Genomic DNA, 22,070 nt, shown 5'->3' with positions numbered 1-22,070 from the left:
CATGTTAGTCATAACATGACTGAACTTTTATCGGGACTAACCCTGAAACCGCAACTGAATATCGAAGCTGACTATGACGACTCTGGACATGGCGCCTGTTTTTTCCGCCTGTGAAGGCAGCGGCCTGCGGCTGGGCCTGGGTGGCGCGCCGCTGGGCAACCTGTTTTCGGCCGTCAGCGATGCCGACGCGCGGGCCCTGGTGGACGCCGCCTGGGCCGACGGCTGCCGCACGTTCGACACCGCGCCGCACTACGGCCACGGCCTGTCGGAGCGGCGACTGGGCGACGCGCTGCGCGGCCACCCGCGAGGCGGCTACGTGCTGTCCAGCAAGGTGGGGCGGCTGCTGGTGCCCGATGCGAACGCGGCGCGCGCCCAGAACGGTTATGTGGACATACTGCCGTTCAACCAGGTCTGGGACTTCAGCGCCGCCGGCACGCGCCGCAGCGTGGAAGAAAGCCTGCAGCGCCTGGGCCTGCCGCGGCTGGACGTGGTCTACGTGCACGACCCGGACGCCGCCTCTCACGGCGAGCGCGCGCCCGCCGTGCTGCGCCGGGTGCTGGACGAGACCCTGCCCACGCTGCAGGCCATGAAGCGCGAGGGCCTGATACGCGCCGCAGGCCTGGGCACCAACGACGTGGACGTGGTGTTGCAGGTATTGCGTGAAAGCGAACTGGACGTTCTGATGCTGGCCGGGCGCTACAGCCTGCTGGACCACAGCGCGCTGCACGCGCTGCTGCCGCAGTGCGAGGCGCGCGGCGTGCGCATCGCGCTGGGCGGCGTGTTCAATTCGGGCATCCTGGCGACGGGCGCGCGCGGCGGCACGGCCAGCTTCAACTACGCGCCGGCCGCCCGTGAATGGCTGGAGCGCACGGCCCGCATCGAATCGGTTTGCGAAACGCACGGCGTGCCGCTGCGCGCGGCCGCCTTGCAGTTTCCGCTGGCGCATCCGGCGGTGGACATCGTGATGCTGGGCGCGCGCCAGGTCGCCGAATGGGCCGACGCGGTGGCGATGATGCAGTACCCGATTTCACAGGCTTTCTGGGCGGACCTGCGCGCCCATGGCCTGCTGCCCGTGGCCGCGCCCACACCTTGCCCATGACATTGCCCATGACATCGCCCGTGACCCGCATCGACGCGCACTTCCATTGCTGGCAACTGGCGCGCGGCGACTACGGCTGGCTCACGCCGGCGCTGGCGCCCATCTACCGTGACGTGGCCGTGGCCGACTGGCAGGCGCAAGCCGAGCCGCTGGGCATCACCGGCGGCGTGCTGGTGCAAGCCGCGCCCACCGATGCCGAAACGCAGTTCCTGCTGGCGCAAGCCGACGCCAATCCGGCGGTACTGGGCGTGGTCGGCTGGGTTGACATGCTGGCCTCCGATGCGCCCGCCCGCATAGAGGCGCTGGCCCGCCACCCGCGCCTCAAAGGCTTGCGGCCCATGCTGCAGGACATCCCCGATATCGAATGGATATTGCAGCCCGCGCTGGAACCGGCGCTGCGCGCCATGGCAGCTTGCGGCCTGGTGTTCGACGCGCTCATCAAGTCCGCGCACCTGCCGCACATCCTGACGCTGGCCGGCCGCCACCCGGAGCTGCGCATGGTGATAGACCATTGCGCCAAGCCCGACATCGCGGCCGGCGAGTGGCAGCCCTGGGCTGATGGCATTTCACGCATCGCCAATGAAACCCGGGCGATGTGCAAACTCTCGGGCTTGATGACTGAAGCCGGGCCGCGTCCGCCGCCGGGCGCGGTGCGGCGCTGGGGCGCGCACGTGCTGCAAAGCTTTGGCGCAAGCCGCGTCGTCTGGGGCAGCGACTGGCCGGTGCTGGAGCTGGCCGCGCCTTACCCCCTGTGGTGGGCCGCGTCGCGGCAGCTGGTGGAAGGGCTGGACGCGCAGGGCCAGGCGGCGGTGATGGGCGGTAATGCGGTGGGGCTTTACCGGCTGTAGCAGTCCTCACGCAAGGGCGTCTTTAGAATCACCCGATGACCGAATCAGCATCCACTTCTTCTACTTCTTCTTCCGTGCGCGTCTGCCGCGCCGACTATGCCAACCCCGTGCACGCGCGCGCCCTGGTACAACTGCTCGACAGCTATGCGCAAGACCCGGCCGGCGGCGGCAAGCCGCTCAGCGACTTCGCCAAAACCCACCTCGTCAAGGAACTCGCCGCGCGCCCGCAGGCTTTCAGCGTGCTGGCGTTCGACGGCGACGACGCGGTCGGCCTGGTCAACTGCATAGAAGGCTTCTCAACCTTCGCCTGCCGCCCGCTGGTCAACATCCACGACGTGGCCGTGCTGCCCGGCCACCGCGGCAAGCGCATAGGCGAAAAAATGCTGGCGCTGGTCGACGAAATCTCGCGCGAGCGCGGCGCCTGCAAGCTCACGCTGGAGGTGTTGCAGGGCAACGCCGGCGCCGTCAAGCTCTACGAACGCGTGGGCTTTGCCGGCTACCAGCTGGACCCGGCCATGGGCCAGGCGCGGTTTTTCCAGAAGTGGCTGGATTGAGCGTTGGGGATTCCCCCACAGACCATTGGTTCGCAGCTTCGTTCATCCCGTCTAATCATGCAGAAGCCCTTCGACCCAGCGGTCAGCTTTGTTTACGATCTACCCGCCAATCACAGAATCGACGGAGTGTGGGTCGATAACACCGGCTGGGTTGCGTTTCTCGACAAAGATGGAATGGAACTCGACGTCACCGGCGTGCAGCGCCTGGTGACGCATGAGAGGCGCAAAGGTCCCAAGGTCCGCACCAGGCAAGCGCTCGCCGGAGTGCGGCTTTCGGTTGATGGCCTGCAGGAGCTCTGCAACTATCACGAGGTGTTCGTGATTGATACCTCGTACACATACCACCCGACAAGGTATCGACACGCACTGGCTTGCTCCATTCGCCTGCAGTTCATGCCTGAGGGCGAGCAGGTTCGTGTGCACGTCGACGACAAACTTGTCTATTACGACTTGATGCACGCGGAAGGAAATCCCGAACGCGCCGGCATGCTGGCGCTCGCGCTTGAACACAGCAACACCCTGGGGGATCTCGCTCTCAAGAGGGCGCTCGTTACGGACTCGGATCTCGGACTGCACGACGCGATAAACGCACGCACAATGCCGCTTTATGGCGAAGTGCTCCTGCCGCCGAACTTCACACTGCTGTACGCGTCCGGCGATACCGGAACCGAGGCGACGAACCGTATTCTTGCGTTCTGCGATAAACAAGCAAAGGCGACGTTGCGGGACATGATCGCGGGCAATGTGCCGCCTCCCGAACGGAGAGAGCGGATCAGAGGCGCCGGCGAGCTGTTGCTCGGCCGCTTGGTTCAAAAGGATGTTCAGGCGACCGAAACGCTCCTGGGGCGGATGACCGGGTTCGAGACGGCTACATTGATTCTCGAAGGCGATGACGGTCGGCAAGAGACGATTGAGGTTAAGTTTCCTCCCGTCAGCTAGCTCTGCACAGCAAGCACCTAGGCTGTTGAATTTCACGAGAAAAGTGCGTGGCTGACAGCCGCGATCCCTTGGTTCATAGCCAAGTCTTCTATCCGGGTCTATGCGTTCTTGTGGAAGAGCTGTCCCGCAGCAGCATCAGCGCCGCAAACGCCACCAGCCCCAGCGCCGCTGAAAACCACAGCGCGCCCGCGCCGAAGCGGTCAATCGCCAGGCCGAACAGCCAGGGCGCCGTCGCCTGCGCAAAGCGTGCGGGCACCATCAGCAAGCCTTGCCGCGCGCCGTAGTCGCGCACGCCGAACAGCACCAGAGGCAGCGTGCCCTTGGCTATCGTCAGCACGCCGTTGCCGGCGCCGTGCAGCAGTGTGAACACCGCGCCGGCCGGCACGCCAAAGAACAGGAAAGCCATCGCCCCCAGCGTGTGCAGGCTGCCAGCCACGCGTGCCGAAATGAGCGGGTGGACGTTGCGCAGCAGGCCGTACTCCAGCAGGCGCCCGGCCACCTGCGCGGGGCCGACCAGGCCGGCGAACACCAGTGCGGTGGCCAGCGGCACGCCGTGGGCCTGCAGCAAGCGCGGCAAATGCGCGGCCATGGCGGTGCTGATAAACCAGGTCACGGCAAACACCAGCGCGAGCAGCACGGCGGTGCGGGTGGCGCTGCGTGAGGTGGTGGGTGTGGTGGACGCTGCCGTTTCGGCGGTATGGGCTTCGGCGGGAGCCGGCGATACGGGCAAAGCCGGTGAAGCCGGCAGCCGCCAGTTCAGCGGCAAGCCCAGCAACAGATGCAGCGCCGCCCAGGCCAGGCAGGTGGCGCGCCAGCCCCATTCGAGTTCAATCCAGGCCGACAGCGGCCAGCCCACGGTGCTGGCAAAACCGGCAAACAGCGTGATGCCGGTGATGGCGCCGCGCGCGTCCTTGCCGTACAGGTGGACCAGCGCGGCAAAGGCCGCCTCATAAAGGCCCGCGGCCATGGCAATGCCCAGGATGACCCAGCCGGCAAACAAGCCCACCGGTCCCTGCGCCAGCGCCAGCACGATGAGGCCGGCGGCAAACACCAGGCTGTTCGCCGCCAGCACCGGCCGGCCGCCATGCCGGTCTATGGCCTTGCCGGCCGCAGGCCCCAGCAGGGCGGACACCACCAGCGCGGCCGAGAAGGCGGCAAACACCGTGGGCGTGCTGACGCCGAGCTCGCGCGCCATGGGCACGGCGAGGATGGCGGGCAGGTAGTAGCTGGAGGCCCAGGCCAGCGTCTGGGCGATCCCCAGCTGGACGATGGTGGCGGCGCGGCTTGTCGTTGTCACGGGAGCAAGGTTAGCAAGAAAGCGTCTCCGTATGCGGTGCGCTTACCCGCCGGCCAGGCTCAGCCGCAGCGCCAGGGCCGCCAGGGTCACGGTCAGTACCGGCACGGTCAGCACCACGCCCACCTTGAAGTAGTAGCCCCAGGTGATGGTCATGCCCTTGCGCGCCAGCACATGCAGCCACAGCAGGGTGGCCAGTGAGCCTATGGGCGTGATCTTGGGCCCGAGGTCGCTGCCGATCACGTTGGCGTAGACCATCGCCTCTTTCACGGCGCCGGTGGCATGGCTGGCGTCAATCGACAGCGCGCCCACCAGCACGGTGGGCATGTTGTTCATGATGGAAGACAGCACGGCGGTGAGAAAGCCCGTGCCGAAGGCCGCGCCCCAGATGCCGCCGGTGGCGAAGAAGTCGAGCCAGCCGGCCAGGTAAGCCGTCAGGCCCTGGTTGCGCAGGCCGTACACCACCAGGTACATGCCCAGCGAGAACACCACGATCTGCCAGGGCGCCTCGCGCATCACCTTGCGTGTGCTGATGACGTGGCCGCGCGCCGCCACCGCCAGAAGCAGCAGCGCGCCGGCGGCCGCGATCGCGCTGACCGGAACGCCCCGCGGCTCCAGCCCGAAAAAGCCGATGAGCAGCAAAGCCAGCACGACCCAGCCCATGCGGAAGGTCGCGGCGTCGCGAATGGCTTCTTTGGGCTGTTTGAGCTGGGCCACGTCATAGGCCTCGGGAATGCTGCGGCGGAAATAGACCAGCAGCACGGCCAGCGCCGACAGCACGGCCGCGATGTTCACCGGCACCATGACGGCCGCGTAGTCGGCAAAGCCTATCCTGAAAAAATCGGCCGAAACAATGTTCACCAGGTTGGAGACCACCAGCGGCAGGCTGCCCACGTCGGCGATAAAACCCGCGGCCATGACGAAGGCCAGCGTCGCGCCGGCGCTGAAACCCAGCGCAAGCAGCATGGCCATGACGATGGGCGTCAGGATCAGCGCCGCGCCGTCGTTGGCAAACAGCGCGGACACCGCGGCGCCCAGCAGCACGATCAGTACAAACAGCCACCGGCCCCGGCCTCGCCCCCAGCGCGCGACATGCAGCGCGGACCACTCGAAAAAACCGGCTTCATCGAGCAGCAGGCTGGTGACGATGATGGCGATGAAGGTGGCCGTGGCATTCCAGACGATGTGCCACACGGCTGCGATGTCGGCGAGGTGAACCACGCCGAAGAGCAGCGCCAGCAGGGCGCCCAGCGTGGCGCTCCAGCCTATGCCCAGGCCTCGCGGTTGCCAGATCACAAGAACAAGGGTCAGTAGAAAAATGAGCAGGGCGGCAAGCACGTGTGGTTTCCGGTGGTGAAGTGATGAAGGTGCGGTCAGGCACAAAGTGGGTCGCACGGCCCCATGGGCGGTCGCGTTTTTGTGGATGTTGTGGCGGGCGCCGGAGGTTCAGGCCGCGATGGCTGCGGCGCCCGATGCGGCAAGGTCCCGTGCATGCGTTTGCAGCATCAGCCTGTCCACACCTTGGGGTGGCAGGTTGACCAGCAGGTCCAGCCGGCGGCGCATCGCATGCAGGGTCTGGCGGAAAGCCTCGCGCTTTTGCGCGTCGGTGCCGTCGCCTTCCGACGGGTCCGCATAACCCCAGTGCGCCGTGGCGGGCTGGCCGGGCCAGAAGGGGCAGACCTCGCCGGCGGCGTTGTCGCAGACCGTGATCACCAGATCCATGTGCGGTGCATCCGGCTTGCCGAACTCGTCCCAGCTTTTGCTGTGCAGGCCCTCCGTTGAAACGCCAGCGCTGCGCAGAATTTCCAGAGCAAGCGGGTGGGGCTGCTGGTTGTCGCGCGGGCTGCTGCCGGCCGAGAAGGCCTTGAAGCGGCCTTTGCCGATGTGGTTGAGCGTGGCTTCGGCCAGGATGCTGCGCGCCGAATTGTGGGTGCACAGGAAAAGGACGTTGATGGTTTGCGGGTTCATGGGGCGTGTGTCTTTCAGCAGCAGGCCTTGGCGTTGCGGGCCGGGGTGGTTTGGGGGAGTTTCACGAGTGCCTGCGCGCCGGATTGCGCGCAGCAGGCCTGGGCCGCCCCATCGCCGGCGGGCTTCGCCTCGCTGAACACCGGAATGCTGTCCAGCGTGTGGAATTGTTCCCAGGCAATGCCCTGGGGGTCGGTCAGCCAGTATTTGTCGCTGCGCGCATAGCAGCAACTGGTGGGTCCTTCGTCGAGCAGCGTCATGTCGGCGCGGGTCGCGCTGGCCTTGAGGGCCTGGAGTTCTTCGGCCTGCTCGACCTGGATGCCCAGGTGGTCCACGCCGGGCGCATCGCCGCGCGTGGAGATGGCGAAGTTGACCGGCGGGTCGCTGAGCATCCATTTGGCGTAGTCGGTTTCGGTGCGTGCCGGTTGCTGGTCGAACATGGCCGAATAAAAGGCGATGTTCTTTTCAAGGTCTTTGACGTGGACGTGGACATGGAAGCGTTTCATCGTGCTCTCCTGGGTGGTGGTGGGGGGAGGGAGTCAGCAGGTGGCGCAAGCGGCCTGCGTGTCGACTTCGCAGGTGCCGCCTTCGCAGCAGTGCTCGGTCAGGTAGCCCAGCAGGGCATTCATCTGGCCGAAGTTCGCGCGGTAGATGAGGTTGCGGCCGCGCGCCTCGCTGCTGACGAGGCCTGAGTTCGAGAGTTCCTTGAGGTGAAACGACAGCGCGCTGGGCGCGACGCCCAGCTGTTCGGCCATGGTGCCCGGCGTCAGGCCGTCGGGGCCGGCGACCACCAGGGCGCGGAAGGCGCGAAGGCGCTGGGCCTGGGCCAGCGCGGCCAAGGCTTTGACGGCGGCGCCTTCGTCAAGGGTGGCAAGTTCCGGGGATTGCATTGATATTTCCATGATTCAAATATAATTGAATTATTGAATCGAAGCAATCCACATCCCACCATCAGGAAAAGTCATGCCATCTACCGCGACCGTCACGATTTACCACAACCCCCAGTGCGGCACCTCGCGCAACGTGCTGGCACTCATACGCAACGCAGGCATTGAACCTGAGGTCATTGAGTACCTCAAGACACCGCCCACCCGGGAAACGCTGCAGGAGTTGATCGCACAAATGGCTGTGCCGGTGCGCGAGGTGATTCGCCAAAAGGAAGCTATTTACAAGCAGCTTGGCTTGGATGATCCGGCCTTGGGCGACGACGCGCTGGTGGACGCCATGCTGGCTCACCCCATCCTGATCAACCGGCCCATCGTGGTCACGCCGCTGGGCACGCGCCTGTGCCGGCCATCGGAAGCCGTGCTGGACATCCTGCCCGCGCCGCAGCAGGGCGCATTCAGCAAGGAAGACGGCGAGCGCGTCGTCAACGAAAAAGGCGAGCGTGTTGCAGGCCGCTGATCTCCCCAACGTCGACAGCGCACTGCTTGTCCCGCCCTCGGCCAGCCAGTTGCAGGCCTTCCGGCCGTCGGCGCATGCGCCGCGCATTCTGCTGCTTTACGGCTCCGTGCGTGAACGCTCCTACAGCCGGCTTGCCGGTGAAGAGGCCGCGCGGCTGCTGCAGGCCATGGGTGCGGAAACCAGAACCTTCAACCCCAGCGGCCTGCCGCTGCCCGATGACGCGCCCGACACGCATCCCAAAGTGCAGGAATTGCGTCAACTGGCGCAGTGGTCTGAGGGAATGGTCTGGTGTTCGCCGGAACGGCACGGCGCGATGACCGGCATCATGAAGTCGCAGATTGACTGGATCCCGCTGGCCGACGGCGCGTTGCGGCCCACGCAGGGAAAAACGCTGGCCGTGATGCAGGTCTCGGGCGGCTCGCAGTCTTTCAACGCCGTCAATCAGATGCGCGTGCTGGGCCGCTGGATGCGCATGCTGACCATCCCCAACCAGTCGTCCGTGGCCAAGGCTTTTCTCGAATTCGACGAGGCCGGGCGCATGAAGGCCTCGGCGTACTACGACCGCATCGTCGACGTGATGGAAGAACTGCTGAAGTTCACCCTGCTGACACGGGATGTGTCGCCTTATCTGGTGGACCGCTACAGCGAACGCAAGGAAAGCGCCGAAGCGCTTTCCAGGCGGGTCAACCAGCAGGCCTTGTAGCAGGCGCGTATCTGCGGGGCGGGCGTGCGCAGCCTGCGTCTGCCTACTTCGCCGAAGCCGCGTTGCGTTTGCGCGTGGCCGCGGCTTTTTTAGCCGAAGCCGAGCGTTCCGCCGCCGTGCGCGAGGCCGCCGCGGCACCGCCAAGCCGCCCGCCCTTGCGCGAGGAGGCATGGCTTTCAGGCTTGCCGCGCCCCGAGCCGGACTTTTCGCCGCCGCCGCTTTCCTTGTTCACGGTGGCCCAGGCGCGGCGTTCGGCCTCTTCCTTGCCGACGCCGCGGTCTTCGTAGCCTTCTTCAATGTGTTCGGCCTTGCGCTTTTGTTTGTCGCTGTAGGCAGATTTGTCGCCTTTTGGCATGTCGGTTCTCCTTGGCTGCACGAGCCTTGATGCTGGAGCCCTGAAAGTAGCGCGTGGTGAAAAGTTTTTTTGCGCGTCTCATTCTCAAGACAAGGTCGGCGATCTCCTACGCGGCAACTCTTCTTCATCGCGGAGAAAGCTCGGCTTGCTCGCGGCGGGTACGGTACATTTCAGGCAACCCGGCCTGGGTCTGTCCGAATGCGTCCGGTAGCAGCCATCCTTCTCGCCGAGCGCTAACCATCAGGGAGTTCTTGCATGTCGATTTCAGGTGTCCTTTGGCGTTTCCTCGCGGCGTACATCGTGCTGATGGTTGTGGTCGTCGTCGCGTTCCAGTTGCTCGGTGTCAGCTCCAACTCCGGGGTGAATGTGGGCATCCTGATTGGTGCCGTGTTGTGGCCCTGCATGGCGTTTGGCACCAGAAACAAGCGCTACTTCACGGCGCCGGAGAAGAAGAAGGTGATGTGGGGAATGATAGGCATCAACCTGGCGCTTCAAGGCCTCGTCGGCGGGGCGGCCCTGGCTGCGGAAGGCAAGCTGAATCTGGGCGCGCTGGTGATCGGGCTGCTGGTGGTCGGCGTGCTGCACTCCCTCGCCATTGCCTACTTTGTTCGCCTGGGCGGCAAGCTTTTTGAGAAGCAGCTTCAGAATCAGCTTCAGAAGCAGGCGGCTACCGGGGAGTAATACGTCAGGCAATATGGACAGGCAATCCCGGCAGGGGTAGCCCTCACGAACGAAATGCATTGGAGAAAAATGAGCTTTTCCGCTTTCCTTGAAATTCAATACGTTGAGAATCAAATCTCAATCGAAACCATTTCGGAAAATCTAAAAAAAATTCTGGATGAGGATGGAATACATCCTGATGTGCTCGACGGCCTGAACACGGCATTCGAAGGCACTGAGACCATGTTCAATGTTCCGGCGACTTACCTTTCGTATCTTGTGGAGCGCATTGCGGGTCTTCAGCCGGCCGTCTCGTTTCACGCCCGCGGTCGTGGGGAGGAGTTGCGTGACATCTGGGTAAGAGAGTTCCAGAACGGTGAGCCCATCTTCTCCGTGGGAAGTTTCCTGTAGATAGGAGGCGCCTGACCCGCCCTCCATCGAGAAAAATCGAAAAATGAAGCTTTTGATCACGGCCCTGATGGTATTTGTTGCCGTTTTTGGCGTCTTCTTCTTCCCATTCCCTTCCAGGTATCTGGCGCAAGGGCTGCTCAACATCGCCGGACTTCAACCCTATCCGGGCTATGTCTCCACGGCCTGGTTTTGTGTTCAATGGGTGCTCTCTCTTGCCGTTGGTTTTGGTGCTGCCTGTGTTGTTTTACGCGCCATGGATGTTGCGCCATATGCGAGTTCGTTGTTGGCTCATCGTCGTTGGTTGACGCGTGGTCTGATTGGAACTGGTGCGTACTGCGCATTGGTGCCGATTACGTTTGTCTTGAGCGCAATTCCGTATGGGGGTGGGAGAGTGCCGGGTTGGACTTTGCTTGTGCTCATTGCATCCTGGCTTCTTCTTGGATATGGCTTGTTTCGAACGCTCTTTCAAGAATTGAAAACTGTCAAACGCGCACAGACTTGACTCCCGTGCCAGACCGCTTATCTCGCGGCGACATCCACCACCACTTTTCCCCGTGCCTCGCCGGATTCCACCCGCCGGTGTGCCGCCAGCGCGGAGCCCAAATCAAAACGCTGGCTGTCTAGCCGCGGCGTGAGCCGGCCGGCCTCCACAAGCTGCGCGACCTCGCGCAGGATGTCGCCGTGATGCTCGCGGCCCTGGCCTGAAATCATCGGGTACAGCGTGAACACGCCCGAGTAGGTCGCAGAGCGGAAGGACAGCGGCGCGAGTCTGTGCGTGCCCCAGCCGAGGATGCTGAGCACGTGGCCGCCGTAGCGCCGCGCGGCGCTGAAGGACGCGTCCAGCGTGGCGCCGCCCACCGTGTCGAAGACGACGTCAAAGCCGGCGCCGCCGGTGTGGCGCGCGACGTAGTCGTCGACGGTGCTGGCCTGGTAGTCAATCGGCACGGCGCCAAAGCGTTCGGCGATGGCGAACTGCTCTTTGGCCACGGTGGTGAACACCTCGGCGCCGCGGGCGCGTGCCAGTTGCACGGCGATGTGGCCCACGCCGCCGGCGCCGCCGTGCACCAGCACCTTGTCGCCCTGGCCGACGCGGGCGCGGTCCACCAGGCCTTCCCAGGCCGTGATGGCGGCCAGGGGCAGGGCGGCCGCTTCGCGCATCGTGAGGTTTTTCGGCTTGAACGCGACGAGGCGCGCATCCACCGCCGCGTATTCGGCCAGCGTTCCTTGCAGCCCGCCCACGCCGCCGGCCGCGCCGTAGACCTCGTCGCCGGGGCGAAAATTGCTCACACCCGCGCCCACGGCGACCACCACACCGGCCAGGTCCAGGCCGAGCACGGCGGGCAAAGGCTGTTGCGCGTGGGCCGCCTGGCCGGCGCGGATTTTGGTGTCCAGCGGGTTGACGCCACTGGCCACAATGCGCACCAGCACCTGGCCCGCTTGCGGCGCCGGCACGGGCAATTCTTTCAATACAAAATCGCCGCCCGCGTCCTCGACGGTCATGGCCTGCATGGTGGTGGGAACAGTCGTAAGAACAGTCATCTGGAACTCCTTGAGTGAACGATGGGTCCAGTTTGGTCCAAACATAATCGAATGAGAACTGCTAAAAGCGCACGGGTGGCATGCATTTTTGTATGATGGCAAGATGGATTGGGACGACATCAAGGTGTTTCTGGCGATTGCCAGGGCGGGCTCGCTGGGCGGCGCGGCGAATGCGCTCGGCCAGACGCAGCCGACCATGGGGCGGCGCCTTCGCGCGTTTGAAGAGAAGCTGGGCGTCGCGCTGTTCCAGCGCAGCAGCGAAGGCTTTGTGCTGACCGATGAGGGCGCTTCGGTCATGTCCACCGCCGAGCGCATGGAGCAGGAAGCGCTCGCGTTTGAGCGGACGCTGGAAGGCGGGGAAACCGAGCTGGAAGGCCTGCTGCGCATCTCCGCATCGGACTGGTTCGGGCTGCATGTGCTGGCGCCGGTGTTCGCGCGTTTTCAGGAGAAACATCCGCGCGTGAGCATTGACCTCATCACCGAGTCGCGGCTGCTCAGCCTGGCGCGGCGCGAAGCGGACCTGGTGTTTCGCATAAGGCCGTTTGAGGAAAGCGACGTGGTGCAACGGCGGCTCACCACCATCCACTACGCGCTGTACGGCGCGTCACAGCTGGAAAAGCCGCGGGCCGGCGACGGGCAGGGCACGTCGCTCATTACCATGAACGGCGCCTTCAGCACCATGCCCGACGTGCGCTGGCTGCAGCGCGTGCTGCCCAATGCGCATACCGTGATGCGCAGCAACAACCGCGAGGTGCAGACCGCGATGTGCGTGGCCGGCCGCGGCTGGGCCGTGCTGCCGGTGCAGCTCGGCGACCGCGCGCCGGGGCTGGTGCGCGCCGACCTTGGCGAAGCGCCGCCCGGCCGCGACGTGTGGGTGGGCTTTCACCAGGACCTGAAGCGCCTGGCCCGCCTGCGCCGGCTTCTGGCGTTCACGGTCGAGGCCATACCCGCGGCCTGACCCTCGAAAAATCCCGCGCCCTGCGGGATGCTGCTGTGGCTGCGCCGCCACGCACACCCCGCCTTGTTCCGGTGTCACACAACTGCCATTGAACTGACACGAACGCGTCACCCCCCTCTCCCAGAATCACGTCATGACCAGCATGACAGAGCACCCGATGGGACGCCATTCACAGACACATGACAAGCAGGACGCCGGCACCGCCCGCAGTCTGGGCGCCGGCATCCAGGACCTGAACAAGCAGTGCCTGCGCATTCTGCGATGCACCGCGCAGGCGCTGGCCAACAGCCCGGGCGGCCTGCGCTTCAAGGCCGGCACCCGGCCGTGGCTTGAAGGGCTGTCGAACGCGCGGCCGGCGCTGATGGCCGGCCTCGGGCGGCCCGGCAAAGCGGTTTCGCTGGCCACCGGTGATTGAGTGTCGAAGCCCCTTTTTGGGGCTTTTTTACAGGCGGCGAAAAAGCCGCGAGTGCGAATGAGTGAGCTTGCCGAAGTTGGTCAAAGCCGAAGTTGTTGAGACACAAGGAAACAAGGAGTTAGCCATGAAAGAACTGCCCAATCCCACCTTTGCATTGTCGCCAGTCGCAATGCCACGGGGGTCACTTCATCAAAGCGGTCATGCTGTCAGTCCAGCCCCTGTTCAAAGGGCTCCAGTGGGGAAAATTTCGGTCAGCTGGGCCAGGCACCAGGACGAGGTCCGGCAGGCGCAGCGCCTGAGGTACCAGGTCTTCGCGCTGGAGATGGGCGCCACGCTGTCCAAGACGCTCCCCGGCCACGATGTGGACCTGTTTGACGACTATTGCGAACATCTGCTGGTGCGCGACGCCGAGACGCAGGACGTCATAGGCACCTACCGCGTGCTCACGCCCACCCAGGCCAAGCGCGTGGGCAGCACCTACAGCGACACCGAGTTCGACCTGACGCGGCTGCGCGCGCTGCGCGAGCGCATGGTCGAGCTGGGCCGCAGCTGCGTGCATGCCGACCACCGCCACGGCGGTGTCATCCTGGCGCTGTGGGGCGCGCTGGCCGAATTCATGTCGCGCAACCAGCTCGACACCATGATCGGCTGCGCCAGCATTCCGATGCAGCACAACGGCGTATCGAGTGGCCACGCGGCCGCCAGCATCTGGCGCCAGGTGCGCGAGACCCACCTCGCCGCGATCGAATACCGCGTCACCCCGCGACTGGCGCTGCCGGTCGAGAAACTCGACGACACGCTGGACGTGGAGCCGCCCGCGCTGATCAAGGGCTATTTGCGCCTGGGCGCCAAGGTGCTGGGCGCGCCGGCCTGGGACCCTGATTTCAACTCGGCCGACCTGCCCATGATGATGCGCATCGCCGACCTGCCGCCGCGCTACCTCAAGCATTTCTCCGGCAAACCGGTGCCGGGCAACGTTGCGGAGGCCTGATGCGAAGCATGTTTGACGCCATGGGGGCGCTGGGCAACGGATTCGGCGGTGGCGGCGACGACCACGACGATGACGATTCGCTGCGCAAGCGCTACCGCACCATTTTCATCTCCGACATCCACCTGGGCACGCCCGGCTGCCAGGCGGCGGCCCTGCTGGATTTCCTCAAGGCCCATCCCAGCGACAACCTCTACCTGGTGGGCGACATCGTGGACGGCTGGCAGTTGCGCCGCCGCTGGTACTGGCCGCAGTCGCACAACGACGTGGTGCAAAAGCTGCTGCGCCGCGCCCGCAAAGGCTGCCGCATCGTCTACGTGCCCGGCAACCACGATGAGTTTGCGCGTGAATTTATCGGCAACCAGTTCGGCGGCATCGAAGTCATCGATGAAGCCGTGCACACCACCGCCGACGGCCGCCAGTTGTGGATCATCCACGGCGACTACTTCGACGCGGTGGTGCAGTGCGCCAAGTGGCTCGCCTATGTGGGCGACAACCTGTATGAATTCACGCTCAAACTCAACCGCCACCTCAACAGCCTGCGTGCGCGCATGGGGCTGCCGTACTGGTCGCTGTCGGCCTATCTGAAGCAAAAGGTCAAGAGCGCGCTCAACTACGTCACCGACTTCGAGGTCGCGGTCGCCAACGAGGCGCGCCGCCGCGGCCACCAGGGCGTGGTCTGCGGCCACATCCACCGCGCCGAGATGCGCGAGATCAACGGCGTGCTGTACTGCAACGACGGCGACTGGGTGGAAAGCCGCACCGCGCTGGTCGAAAACTTCGACGGCACGCTGGAGCTGGTGCACTGGGCGCCGGCCCACGAAACGCAGGGCCGCGGCCACGTTGCTTCCACGGTGGTCGCATGAGGGTCGCCCTTATCACCGACGCCTGGCAGCCGCAGGTCAACGGCGTGGTCACCACCCTGGTAGAACTGGTGCGTGAACTCGCGGAACTGGGCCACCAGGTGGAGGTGATTCACCCCAACCTCTTCAAGACACGGCCTTGCCCGGGCTATGCCGGCATTGACCTAGCGGTCAGCCCCAAGCGTGGCCTGACCGAAAAACTCGACGCCTTCCAGCCCGAGGCCATCCACATCGCCACCGAAGGCCCGCTGGGCTGGGCGGCGCGCGGCTACTGCCTCAAACGCGGCTTGCGTTTCACGACGGCTTTTCACACCAAGTTCCCCGAAATCCTGCACGCGGCGCTGAAAATCCCGCTGTCCTGGGGTTACGCGCTGTTCCGCCATTTCCACAGGCCTTCTTCGGGCGTGATGGTGCCGACCCAGGGCGTGCTGCGCATGCTGCAGGAACGCGGCTTCAGGAACCTGCGCGGCTGGACGCACGGCGTGGACACCGAACTCTTCGGCTTCGAGCCGCAGCCGCGCCTGCACCCGCCCATGGGCACGCTGGTACGCCCGGTGTCGCTGTTCGTGGGCCGCGTGTCTTATGAGAAAAACATCGAGGCCTTCCTCAAGCTGGACATTCCCGGCACCAAGGTGGTCTGCGGCGTCGGGCCGCTGGAGGAGTCGCTCAAGCAGCGTTACCCGCAGGTGCGCTGGATGGGCGTGCTGGCCCGGGACGAGCTGGCCAAGGTCTACTCCGCGGCCGACGTGTTCGTGTTCCCCAGCCGGTCCGAAACCTTTGGCCTGGTGATGCTCGAAGCCATGGCCGCCGGCACGCCCGTGGCGGCCTATCCGGTCGATGGGCCGCTGGAAGTGCTCGGGAAAGCCGACGGAAGCTGTCACGGCGGTGTCATGAACGAGGATTTGCAACAGGCTTGTTACGGTGCGCTGGCCGTGCCGCGCCATGAGGCCCGCTTGCGGGCGCTGGACTTCAGCTGGGGCCATGCCGCGGAACTTTTTGAGTCTTTCCTTGTAATTGCACGAAAAAACACCGCCCAAGGCAACCCCGGCAACATCAGGGCCGGCACTTGCGGAGCTCTTCAGGCGGGTGCAACATCAGTCAAAAGTACTGTCACGCCATTGTCATGAAAGAAGTCAACACTGTGACTTGTTGTTAATGACATACATAAGCCTTGTTGATGCCCATTTCACCCGCCTCGGTGGCCGCAGCCGCGCCAAGCGTCCAGTTCCTGGACCGCGACCACAGCATTCTTGCCTTCAATGAGCGGGTGCTGGACTGGGCCAAGCGCCCGGATGTGCCGCTGCTGGAGCGGCTGAGGTTTCTGTGCATTGTTTCGTCCAACCTGGACGAGTTCTTCGAAGTCCGCACCGCGCCCCACCTGACGGCGGCGCAGGCCAATGAACAGAAAGCGCCATATTCGGTGCAATCGTTCAAGGCCCTTTCGGACGCCGCGCACGACATGGTGGCGCGCCAGTATTCCCTTTACAACGACGATTTGCTGCCGGCCTTTGAGCGCCAGGGCATACGCGTGGTCTCGCACGGCGAGCGCAATGCGTCGCAGCGGCGCTGGGTCAAAGAGTATTTTGAGCGGGAAGTGCGGCCATTGCTGATCCCGGTCGGGCTGGATCCTTCGCACCCCTTTCCGCAGGTGGCCAACAAGTCGCTCAACTTCATCGTGCGGCTGGGAGGCCACGACGCTTTCGGCCGCGAAAACGACATCGCCATCGTCAAGGTGCCGCGGGTGCTGCCGCGGCTCATCCATATGCCGGCGCACGGCCAAAACAAGGGCCGGCTTTTCGTCTCGCTTTCCAGCGTGATACGCGCGCACCTGACGGAACTGTTTCCCGGCCGTGACGTCGGGCAGTTTTCGCAATTTCGTGTGACCCGCCATTCCGACCTGGCCGTGGATGAGGACGACGTTAAAAACCTGCGCACCGCCTTGCGCCAGGGCCTGGAGCAGCGCCACTACGGACAGGCCGTGCGGCTGGAAGTATCGGCGGGCTGCTCGGAATACCTTGCGGGTTTTCTGCTGCGGCAATTCAACCTGCCGGCGCTGTCGCTGTACCGCGTGCACGGCCCGGTCAACCTGGTGCGCCTGACGCAATTGGTGGACCTGGTCAACGACCCCAAGCTGCTGTTCCCCAGCTACCGCGCCTGCTACCCGACGCAGCTGCAGCCCGGCCAGTCGTTTTTTGAGCGGCTCAAGCAGGGCGACGTGTCCATCCACCAGCCGTTTGAGAGCTTTGACGGCGTGCTCGCGTTTTTGCGCGAGGCCGTGAACGACCCGCAGGTGCTGGCGATCAAGCAGACGATTTATCGCACCGGCGCCGATTCGGAACTGATGGTGCTGTTGCGCGAAGCGGTGCGGCGAGGCAAGGAAGTGACCGTGGTGGTGGAGCTCAAGGCGCGCTTTGACGAAGAAGCCAACATCAACTGGGCGGAGATGCTGGAATCGATAGGCGCGCAGGTGGTCTACGGCGTGGTGGGCCTGAAGACCCACGCCAAGATGCTGCTGGTGACGCGGCGCGAAGGCCGGCACCTGGTGCGTTATGCGCATCTTTCCACCGGCAACTACAACCCGCGCACGGCGCGCCTCTACACCGACCTGAGCTACCTGACGGCCGACCCGCTGATGACGGCCGATATCGACAATGTGTTCGTGCACCTGGCCAGCCAGAGCCGCCTGCCCAAGCTGCACCATTTGCTGCTGGCGCCGTTCCAGTTGCACCACAAGCTGGTCGAAAAAATCGACGCGCTCGGCGAGGCCGCCCTGCAGGGCAAGGACACGCGCATCGTCGCCAAGATGAATGCGCTGACCGATGAGGATTTGATGCTGGCGCTGGTCAGGGCCGGGCAGCGCGGTGTGAAGATAGACCTGATCGTGCGCGGCGCCTGCATGCTGCCTGCGCAGGTACCGGGCGTGACCGACAACATCCGCGTGCGTTCCGTCATCGGCCGCTTCCTCGAGCATTCACGCGTGTTTTACTTCCGCTGCGCGGAGGAAGAAACGCTGCTGCTGTCGAGTGCGGACTGGATGAACCGCAACATGCTGCGCCGGGTGGAACTGGCCTGGCCGGTGACCGACCCGGTGCTGCGCCGGCGCATCATCGACGAATGCCTGGTGGCCTACCTGCACGACGGGCGCGACGCCTGGGACCTGCAGCCCGACGGCACCTACCTGCGCGTGAACCCGCAGGGCGACAGGCCGCGCCACGGCGCGCAGGCGGCCCTGATGGCCCGCTATTCGGCCCCCCAACACCAGGACAAATGACATGGACCTCATCTTGTGGCGTCACGCAGAGGCAGAAGACTGGCCGGAAGGTGATCCACAAGGAGGCAGCGACCTCGAGCGCTCGCTCACGGCCAGAGGCGAGAAGCAGGCGGCCCGCATGGCTAACTGGCTGGACCGCCAGCTGCCCGAAGGCGCGCGTATTTTTGTGAGCCCGGCACGGCGCTGCGAGCAGACCGCGCTGGCGCTGGGACGCAAATACAAAATCAGGAGCGAACTGGCGCCCGACGCGACGGCAGCGCAGCTGCTGGAACTGGTGCAGTGGCCCCTGTCCAAGTCGCCCATCCTGGTGGTGGGTCACCAGCCCATCCTCGGTGAAACCATCGCGCAGCTGCTGGGGCTGCAGGCCAGCGAGTGCCCCGTGAAGAAAGGGGCGGTCTGGTGGCTGCGCAGCCGCGACCGCGAAGGGCACAACCAGACGGTGGTGGTGACGGTGCAGTCGCCCGAGGTGCTGTAGCGACGGCATTAACCGCCGCTACAGGATTCCTTACTTCTCCAGCGTAGGCCGGCCCGTCTTGATGGCGGGAACCTGTTCAAGTGCGGTCAGGAAAGCCGCGTCGGAGACGCTGGCCAGCAGCTTGATACCGGCGCGCAGCAATTCGCTTTTCTTGGCTGGGCGGGTGAGGCGCGCGGCGCGTTGCTTGAGGTCGTCCAGCACCACGTATTCAGCCTTGGGGATGGTGAAGCTGTCGCGCACCAGTTTTGGCTTTTTGGTTTTTTCCGGCTTGGCGGCTTTGGCGGGCTTGGCGCTTGCCTGGGGCTTGGCGGCAGGCTTTTTGGCGCCGGCCTTTTTCACGACGGCTTTCTTGACCGTGGCTTTTTTGCCGGCCGGGGCCTTGGCGGAGGAGGCCTTTTTCGGGGCGGGCTTGGTCGCGGTTTTTACGGGTGCCTTGGGCGTTGCGGGTGCCGGTGCGGCGGTTTTTGCAGTTGCTTGTTTGCTGGTTGCCATGGATTGATCCTTTTAGGTGAGCGGTCGAATAAACCGTATATACAGTTTATACGGTTTAATCAAAAGCGGTCAAGCCCGGCCCGTGGCGGCCGTCGCGTTCAGGCGGTCGGGACGACCAGCGTCCACGGCGTCTTCTGCCACGCCAGCACTTCTTCCTGCAGCAGGTGGGCCGATTGCGGGAAGGCCTGCGCCCAGCCGGCGCGGCAGTTCAGCACAAAAATGCGACCGGGTTCGGCGCCGCATTCGAGCTGCAGGCCTTTGAGGTCGGGGTCGCGCCGCGCGTGGCACAGGATCACCGCCAGACGCAGACACAGCAGCTGCTGGATGAACACCCGGTCCTCGAAATCGACCTCGAGCTTGCGCAGCTTGCCGCGGTGGCCCAGCACCAGCAGGCTGATGCGGTGCAGCTCGGGCAGGGCAAAACCCGGCGCGTCGGCGTTGTCAAGGATGTAGGCGCCGTGCTTGTGGTAATCGCTGTGCGAGATCTGGCTGCCGATTTCATGCAGCTGCGCGGCCCATTCGAGCTTGCGCTGAAAGCGCAGGGAGTCGGCGGCGGGCATGCCGGCGCCGGCCATCGCGAACAGGTGCCGCGCCACCTTGCTGACTCGCTGGGCCTGCACCGGGTCGGCGCTGAATTTATGGGCCAGGCGCTGCACCGTGGTGGAGCGCAGGTCCGTCAGGTCGTGTTCGCGGTCCAGCAGGTCGTAGAGCACGCCGTGGCGCAATGCACCCTGGGCGGCTTCCATGTGGGAGATGCCGAGGAGGTCGAACACGGCACGCAAGACGCTGACGCCGCCGCCTATGACGGCGCGCCTGTCGTCCTTCATGCCCTCGAGCTTCAGGCGCTCCGCGCTTTGCGCCTTGAGCAGGCGGTCCAGCAGCCAGTCGAGGCCCTCGCGCGTGACCTGGCCCGCGGGCCAGCCGCCGGCCGTCAACACGTCGCTGACGGCGCCTATGGTGCCGGAGGAACCGTAGGCCGTGTCCCAGGCGTCTGCGCGGTAGGCGTTGACGGCTTCGTCCAGCACCGCCTTGGCGGCCACCTCGGCGGTGGCGAAGGCGCGCTGGGTGAACTGGCCTTCGGGAAAATATTTCATGGACCAAGCCACGCTGCCGACGCGGTAGGACTCCATGGTGCGCGCTTCCAGGCCTTTGCCCAGAATCATTTCGGTGGAGCGCCCGCCAATGTCCACTACCAGCCGGCGTTCGTCGGACTGCGGCAACAGGTGCGCCACGCCCTGGTAGATCAGGCGGGCTTCTTCGCGGCCCGGAATCACGTCGATGGCAAAGCCCAGGATTTTGTGGGCGCGCGCCAGGAATTCCTCCCGGTTGCGCGCCTCGCGCAGGGTCTGGGTGGCGACCGCGCGGACCTGGTATTTTTTGAAGCCCGCCAGCCGTTCACCGAAGCGCGCCAGGCAGTCCCAGCCGCGCTGCATGGCGTCCGGGGTCAGGTTGCGGTCGGCGTCCAGCCCGTTGCCCTGGCGGACGGTTTCCTTGAGGTATTCGGTGCGGTGTATGCGGCCGTGGTCAAAGCGGCCGATTTCGAGGCGAAAGCTGTTGGACCCCAGGTCCACAGCCGCGAGCAGCGTTCCATTTTGCATGCTTGAGTTTAAGCTCCCCACATAGCCTTCGCGCGGCACTCTCATCAGTATTCCAGCCTAGCCGATGAGCCGGCCGTCGACCGTCATCATGCTTTGCGTGACGTAGGTGCTGCTTCGCCTCTCGGGGTTGAAGCTCACGCTGAAGCCGCCCACGTTCATGGCGCCGCGGCGCTGGAATGCGGCCAGAACGTTCTGGCGGTTCGGCGCGCCGTCCACTTCGTTGAGCACCTCGTAGGTGTAGCGCGCGGCGATAAAGCCGGCCAGGCTGAGCGGCGCGGGCGGCTCGTCAAACAGGCGCGCCAGCGTCTCGCGGTAGCGCCTGACGATAGGCAGGCTGGCGTTGACCAGGGGCACGGGCTGGGTGGCGATCACCGGGGTGTTGCGTGCCGCGCCCATCTGCAGCATGGTCTGCAGGTTCACGTCGGCCAGGGCCACGACGTAGCGCTGGCGCGCCTGCTTTTCCAGGCCTTGCGTGAATTCGGCCAGCTCCGGCGTTCCGCCCACGAACAGCAGCACGGCGGGCGTGCGCGGCGTGAGCTTCTGGCCCAGCGCGCGCAGGTCGTCCGCCCCCCTGAAGATTTGCAGCTTGAGCTGCAGGGCGGCCGTGATGCGCTCGACGTCGGCATGGTAGGCGTTGTAGTCCTGGGGTGTGGCGTAGATCGCGCCCAGCTCTTTCAGGCCCATGGACGAGAGGTTCTTGAGCGCGTAGGCCATCTGTTCCTGGCGCGCCGCAAAAATCGGGAAGGTCTTGTCGTCGATTTCCAGGCTGGAGTTCTGCAGCCAGGGCGCCACGTGGGCCATCGCCAGCCCGCCCTTGTGGGAAATGGCCACGATCTGGCTGGCCACGAGGTCGCCGACGCTGCCGGACAGGGCTACGCAGGCCGGGTTGTCCTTGACGGAGTCGAGGGCCGTCTTCAGGCTGGCCGGCGTGCCGTCGGTTTCCAGCGTCTGGTGGTCGACCCGGCGCCCGCGTATGCCGCCTTTGGCGTTGATGTCCTGCCAGGCGGCGCGCGAACCGATCAGAAAATCCTTGGAGACATCCTGCTGCGCCTGGGAAAAATCCACCACCTGTGCTACGACGAGGTTGCGCGATGCGGTTTTGGCGGGCTGCGCCCACGCGGGCAGGGCGATGCTTGCGGCCAGCAGGCCCGCGTGCTGCAACAGCCGGCGGCGGTTGAAGAAGGGCTGGGGCAGGGGCATGGGGAGAGTTCCAGGCGGAAAGTCCGCCATCAAGATATC

Annotated in this window: 26 protein-coding genes; 16 read left to right on the top strand and 10 right to left on the bottom strand. The window is 65.0% G+C overall.

Going from position 1 to position 22,070, the window contains the following annotated elements; genetic code table 11:
• The first annotated feature begins 73 nt into the window (after positions 1-73).
• Genes ACLV74_RS13535 through ACLV74_RS13520 form a run of 4 tightly spaced genes read left to right on the top strand, consistent with a single transcriptional unit; the run spans position 74 to position 3,440 of the window.
• Positions 74-1,099, top strand: coding sequence for an aldo/keto reductase (locus ACLV74_RS13535; protein WP_411879912.1), 1,026 nt, complete (start codon positions 74-76; stop codon positions 1,097-1,099).
• Between the two features lie 8 nt (positions 1,100-1,107).
• On the top strand, positions 1,108-1,947 hold the full coding sequence (locus ACLV74_RS13530) for an amidohydrolase family protein (RefSeq protein ID WP_411879911.1): 840 nt from the start codon (positions 1,108-1,110) through the stop codon (positions 1,945-1,947).
• 35 nt (positions 1,948-1,982) lie between these two features.
• On the top strand, positions 1,983-2,501 hold the full coding sequence (locus ACLV74_RS13525; protein WP_411879910.1) for a GNAT family N-acetyltransferase: 519 nt from the start codon (positions 1,983-1,985) through the stop codon (positions 2,499-2,501).
• A 57-nt stretch (positions 2,502-2,558) separates the two neighbouring features.
• Positions 2,559-3,440: a hypothetical protein gene (locus ACLV74_RS13520; protein ID WP_411879909.1), complete on the top strand. Its 882-nt coding sequence runs from the start codon at positions 2,559-2,561 to the stop codon at positions 3,438-3,440.
• Between the two features lie 88 nt (positions 3,441-3,528).
• Here the strand turns inward: ACLV74_RS13520 and ACLV74_RS13515 are convergent, their stop codons facing one another.
• From ACLV74_RS13515 to ACLV74_RS13495, 5 genes are all read right to left on the bottom strand, one after another.
• On the bottom strand, positions 3,529-4,737 hold the full coding sequence (locus ACLV74_RS13515) for an MFS transporter (RefSeq protein ID WP_411879908.1): 1,209 nt from the start codon (positions 4,735-4,737) through the stop codon (positions 3,529-3,531).
• 42 nt (positions 4,738-4,779) lie between these two features.
• A complete protein-coding gene (locus ACLV74_RS13510; protein ID WP_411879907.1) occupies positions 4,780-6,072 on the bottom strand; it encodes an arsenic transporter in 1,293 nt (430 codons plus the stop codon).
• A 108-nt stretch (positions 6,073-6,180) separates the two neighbouring features.
• A complete protein-coding gene (locus ACLV74_RS13505; protein WP_411879906.1) occupies positions 6,181-6,702 on the bottom strand; it encodes an arsenate reductase ArsC in 522 nt (173 codons plus the stop codon).
• A gap of 14 nt (positions 6,703-6,716) precedes the next feature.
• Positions 6,717-7,205, bottom strand: a complete 489-nt coding sequence (locus tag ACLV74_RS13500; RefSeq protein ID WP_411879905.1) for an ArsI/CadI family heavy metal resistance metalloenzyme — start codon at positions 7,203-7,205, stop codon at positions 6,717-6,719.
• A gap of 33 nt (positions 7,206-7,238) precedes the next feature.
• On the bottom strand, positions 7,239-7,589 hold the full coding sequence (locus tag ACLV74_RS13495; protein WP_411879904.1) for an ArsR/SmtB family transcription factor: 351 nt from the start codon (positions 7,587-7,589) through the stop codon (positions 7,239-7,241).
• Positions 7,590-7,662: 73 nt separating this feature from the next.
• Here ACLV74_RS13495 and arsC point away from each other — a divergent pair, with 73 nt between their 5' ends.
• Both arsC and arsH read left to right on the top strand, forming a co-directional pair.
• Positions 7,663-8,103, top strand: a complete 441-nt coding sequence (gene arsC / locus ACLV74_RS13490; RefSeq protein ID WP_411879903.1) for an arsenate reductase (glutaredoxin) — start codon at positions 7,663-7,665, stop codon at positions 8,101-8,103.
• On the top strand, positions 8,087-8,806 hold the full coding sequence (gene arsH / locus ACLV74_RS13485; RefSeq protein ID WP_411879902.1) for an arsenical resistance protein ArsH: 720 nt from the start codon (positions 8,087-8,089) through the stop codon (positions 8,804-8,806). Before arsC ends, arsH begins: the two co-directional genes overlap by 17 nt.
• A gap of 43 nt (positions 8,807-8,849) precedes the next feature.
• On the opposite strand, the gene ACLV74_RS13480 is transcribed toward arsH, so the two are convergent.
• Complete coding sequence (locus ACLV74_RS13480) at positions 8,850-9,161, bottom strand: plasmid stabilization protein (RefSeq protein ID WP_411879901.1); 312 nt, start codon at positions 9,159-9,161, stop codon at positions 8,850-8,852.
• Positions 9,162-9,416: 255 nt separating this feature from the next.
• Here ACLV74_RS13480 and ACLV74_RS13475 point away from each other — a divergent pair, with 255 nt between their 5' ends.
• The 3 genes from ACLV74_RS13475 to ACLV74_RS13465 all read left to right on the top strand — a co-directional run bounded on the left by ACLV74_RS13475 (position 9,417) and on the right by ACLV74_RS13465 (position 10,734).
• Complete coding sequence (locus ACLV74_RS13475; protein ID WP_411879900.1) at positions 9,417-9,842, top strand: ABZJ_00895 family protein; 426 nt, start codon at positions 9,417-9,419, stop codon at positions 9,840-9,842.
• 69 nt (positions 9,843-9,911) lie between these two features.
• Entirely contained in the window at positions 9,912-10,232 is a 321-nt protein-coding gene (locus ACLV74_RS13470; RefSeq protein WP_411879899.1) for a hypothetical protein, read from the top strand.
• A gap of 43 nt (positions 10,233-10,275) precedes the next feature.
• Positions 10,276-10,734 carry a hypothetical protein gene (locus ACLV74_RS13465; protein ID WP_411879898.1) on the top strand — a complete coding sequence of 153 codons (459 nt, stop codon included), beginning with the start codon at positions 10,276-10,278 and terminating at the stop codon, positions 10,732-10,734.
• 17 nt (positions 10,735-10,751) lie between these two features.
• On the opposite strand, the gene ACLV74_RS13460 is transcribed toward ACLV74_RS13465, so the two are convergent.
• Positions 10,752-11,771 (bottom strand): zinc-dependent alcohol dehydrogenase family protein, encoded by a 1,020-nt coding sequence (locus ACLV74_RS13460; protein ID WP_411879897.1) that lies wholly within the window; start codon positions 11,769-11,771, stop codon positions 10,752-10,754.
• Positions 11,772-11,874: 103 nt separating this feature from the next.
• Between ACLV74_RS13460 and ACLV74_RS13455 the strand changes: the two genes are divergently transcribed.
• The 7 genes from ACLV74_RS13455 (at position 11,875) to ACLV74_RS13425 (ending at position 18,741) form a co-directional block, all read left to right on the top strand.
• Complete coding sequence (locus ACLV74_RS13455) at positions 11,875-12,729, top strand: LysR family transcriptional regulator (RefSeq protein ID WP_411879896.1); 855 nt, start codon at positions 11,875-11,877, stop codon at positions 12,727-12,729.
• A 133-nt stretch (positions 12,730-12,862) separates the two neighbouring features.
• Positions 12,863-13,144 carry a hypothetical protein gene (locus tag ACLV74_RS13450; protein WP_411879895.1) on the top strand — a complete coding sequence of 94 codons (282 nt, stop codon included), beginning with the start codon at positions 12,863-12,865 and terminating at the stop codon, positions 13,142-13,144.
• 124 nt (positions 13,145-13,268) lie between these two features.
• Positions 13,269-14,135, top strand: a complete 867-nt coding sequence (locus ACLV74_RS13445; protein ID WP_411879894.1) for a GNAT family N-acetyltransferase — start codon at positions 13,269-13,271, stop codon at positions 14,133-14,135.
• Positions 14,135-14,998, top strand: a complete 864-nt coding sequence (locus ACLV74_RS13440; RefSeq protein WP_411879893.1) for a UDP-2,3-diacylglucosamine diphosphatase — start codon at positions 14,135-14,137, stop codon at positions 14,996-14,998. The genes ACLV74_RS13445 and ACLV74_RS13440 overlap by 1 nt, the downstream gene beginning before the upstream one ends.
• A complete protein-coding gene (locus tag ACLV74_RS13435) occupies positions 14,995-16,122 on the top strand; it encodes a glycosyltransferase family 4 protein (protein WP_411879892.1) in 1,128 nt (375 codons plus the stop codon). Before ACLV74_RS13440 ends, ACLV74_RS13435 begins: the two co-directional genes overlap by 4 nt.
• A gap of 50 nt (positions 16,123-16,172) precedes the next feature.
• Complete coding sequence (ppk1, locus tag ACLV74_RS13430; RefSeq protein ID WP_411879891.1) at positions 16,173-18,266, top strand: polyphosphate kinase 1; 2,094 nt, start codon at positions 16,173-16,175, stop codon at positions 18,264-18,266.
• Between the two features lies 1 nt (position 18,267).
• Positions 18,268-18,741: a SixA phosphatase family protein gene (locus tag ACLV74_RS13425; protein ID WP_411879890.1), complete on the top strand. Its 474-nt coding sequence runs from the start codon at positions 18,268-18,270 to the stop codon at positions 18,739-18,741.
• Positions 18,742-18,771: 30 nt separating this feature from the next.
• Here the strand turns inward: ACLV74_RS13425 and ACLV74_RS13420 are convergent, their stop codons facing one another.
• The 3 genes from ACLV74_RS13420 to ACLV74_RS13410 form a co-directional block, all read right to left on the bottom strand.
• Positions 18,772-19,233, bottom strand: coding sequence for a hypothetical protein (locus tag ACLV74_RS13420; protein WP_411879889.1), 462 nt, complete (start codon positions 19,231-19,233; stop codon positions 18,772-18,774).
• 98 nt (positions 19,234-19,331) lie between these two features.
• A complete protein-coding gene (gene ppx / locus ACLV74_RS13415) occupies positions 19,332-20,831 on the bottom strand; it encodes an exopolyphosphatase (protein WP_411879888.1) in 1,500 nt (499 codons plus the stop codon).
• A 57-nt stretch (positions 20,832-20,888) separates the two neighbouring features.
• The gene (locus tag ACLV74_RS13410; protein ID WP_411879887.1) at positions 20,889-22,031 is read right to left on the bottom strand and encodes an ABC transporter substrate-binding protein; all 1,143 of its coding nucleotides are present in this window, start codon (positions 22,029-22,031) and stop codon (positions 20,889-20,891) included.
• Between the last annotated feature and the right edge of the window lie 39 nt (positions 22,032-22,070).

Origin of the sequence: Polaromonas sp. YR568 (assembly GCF_943369415.1) — a bacterium.
Lineage (GTDB): Bacteria > Pseudomonadota > Gammaproteobacteria > Burkholderiales > Burkholderiaceae_C > Polaromonas.
This window is presented reverse-complemented; position numbering and strand designations above follow the sequence as displayed.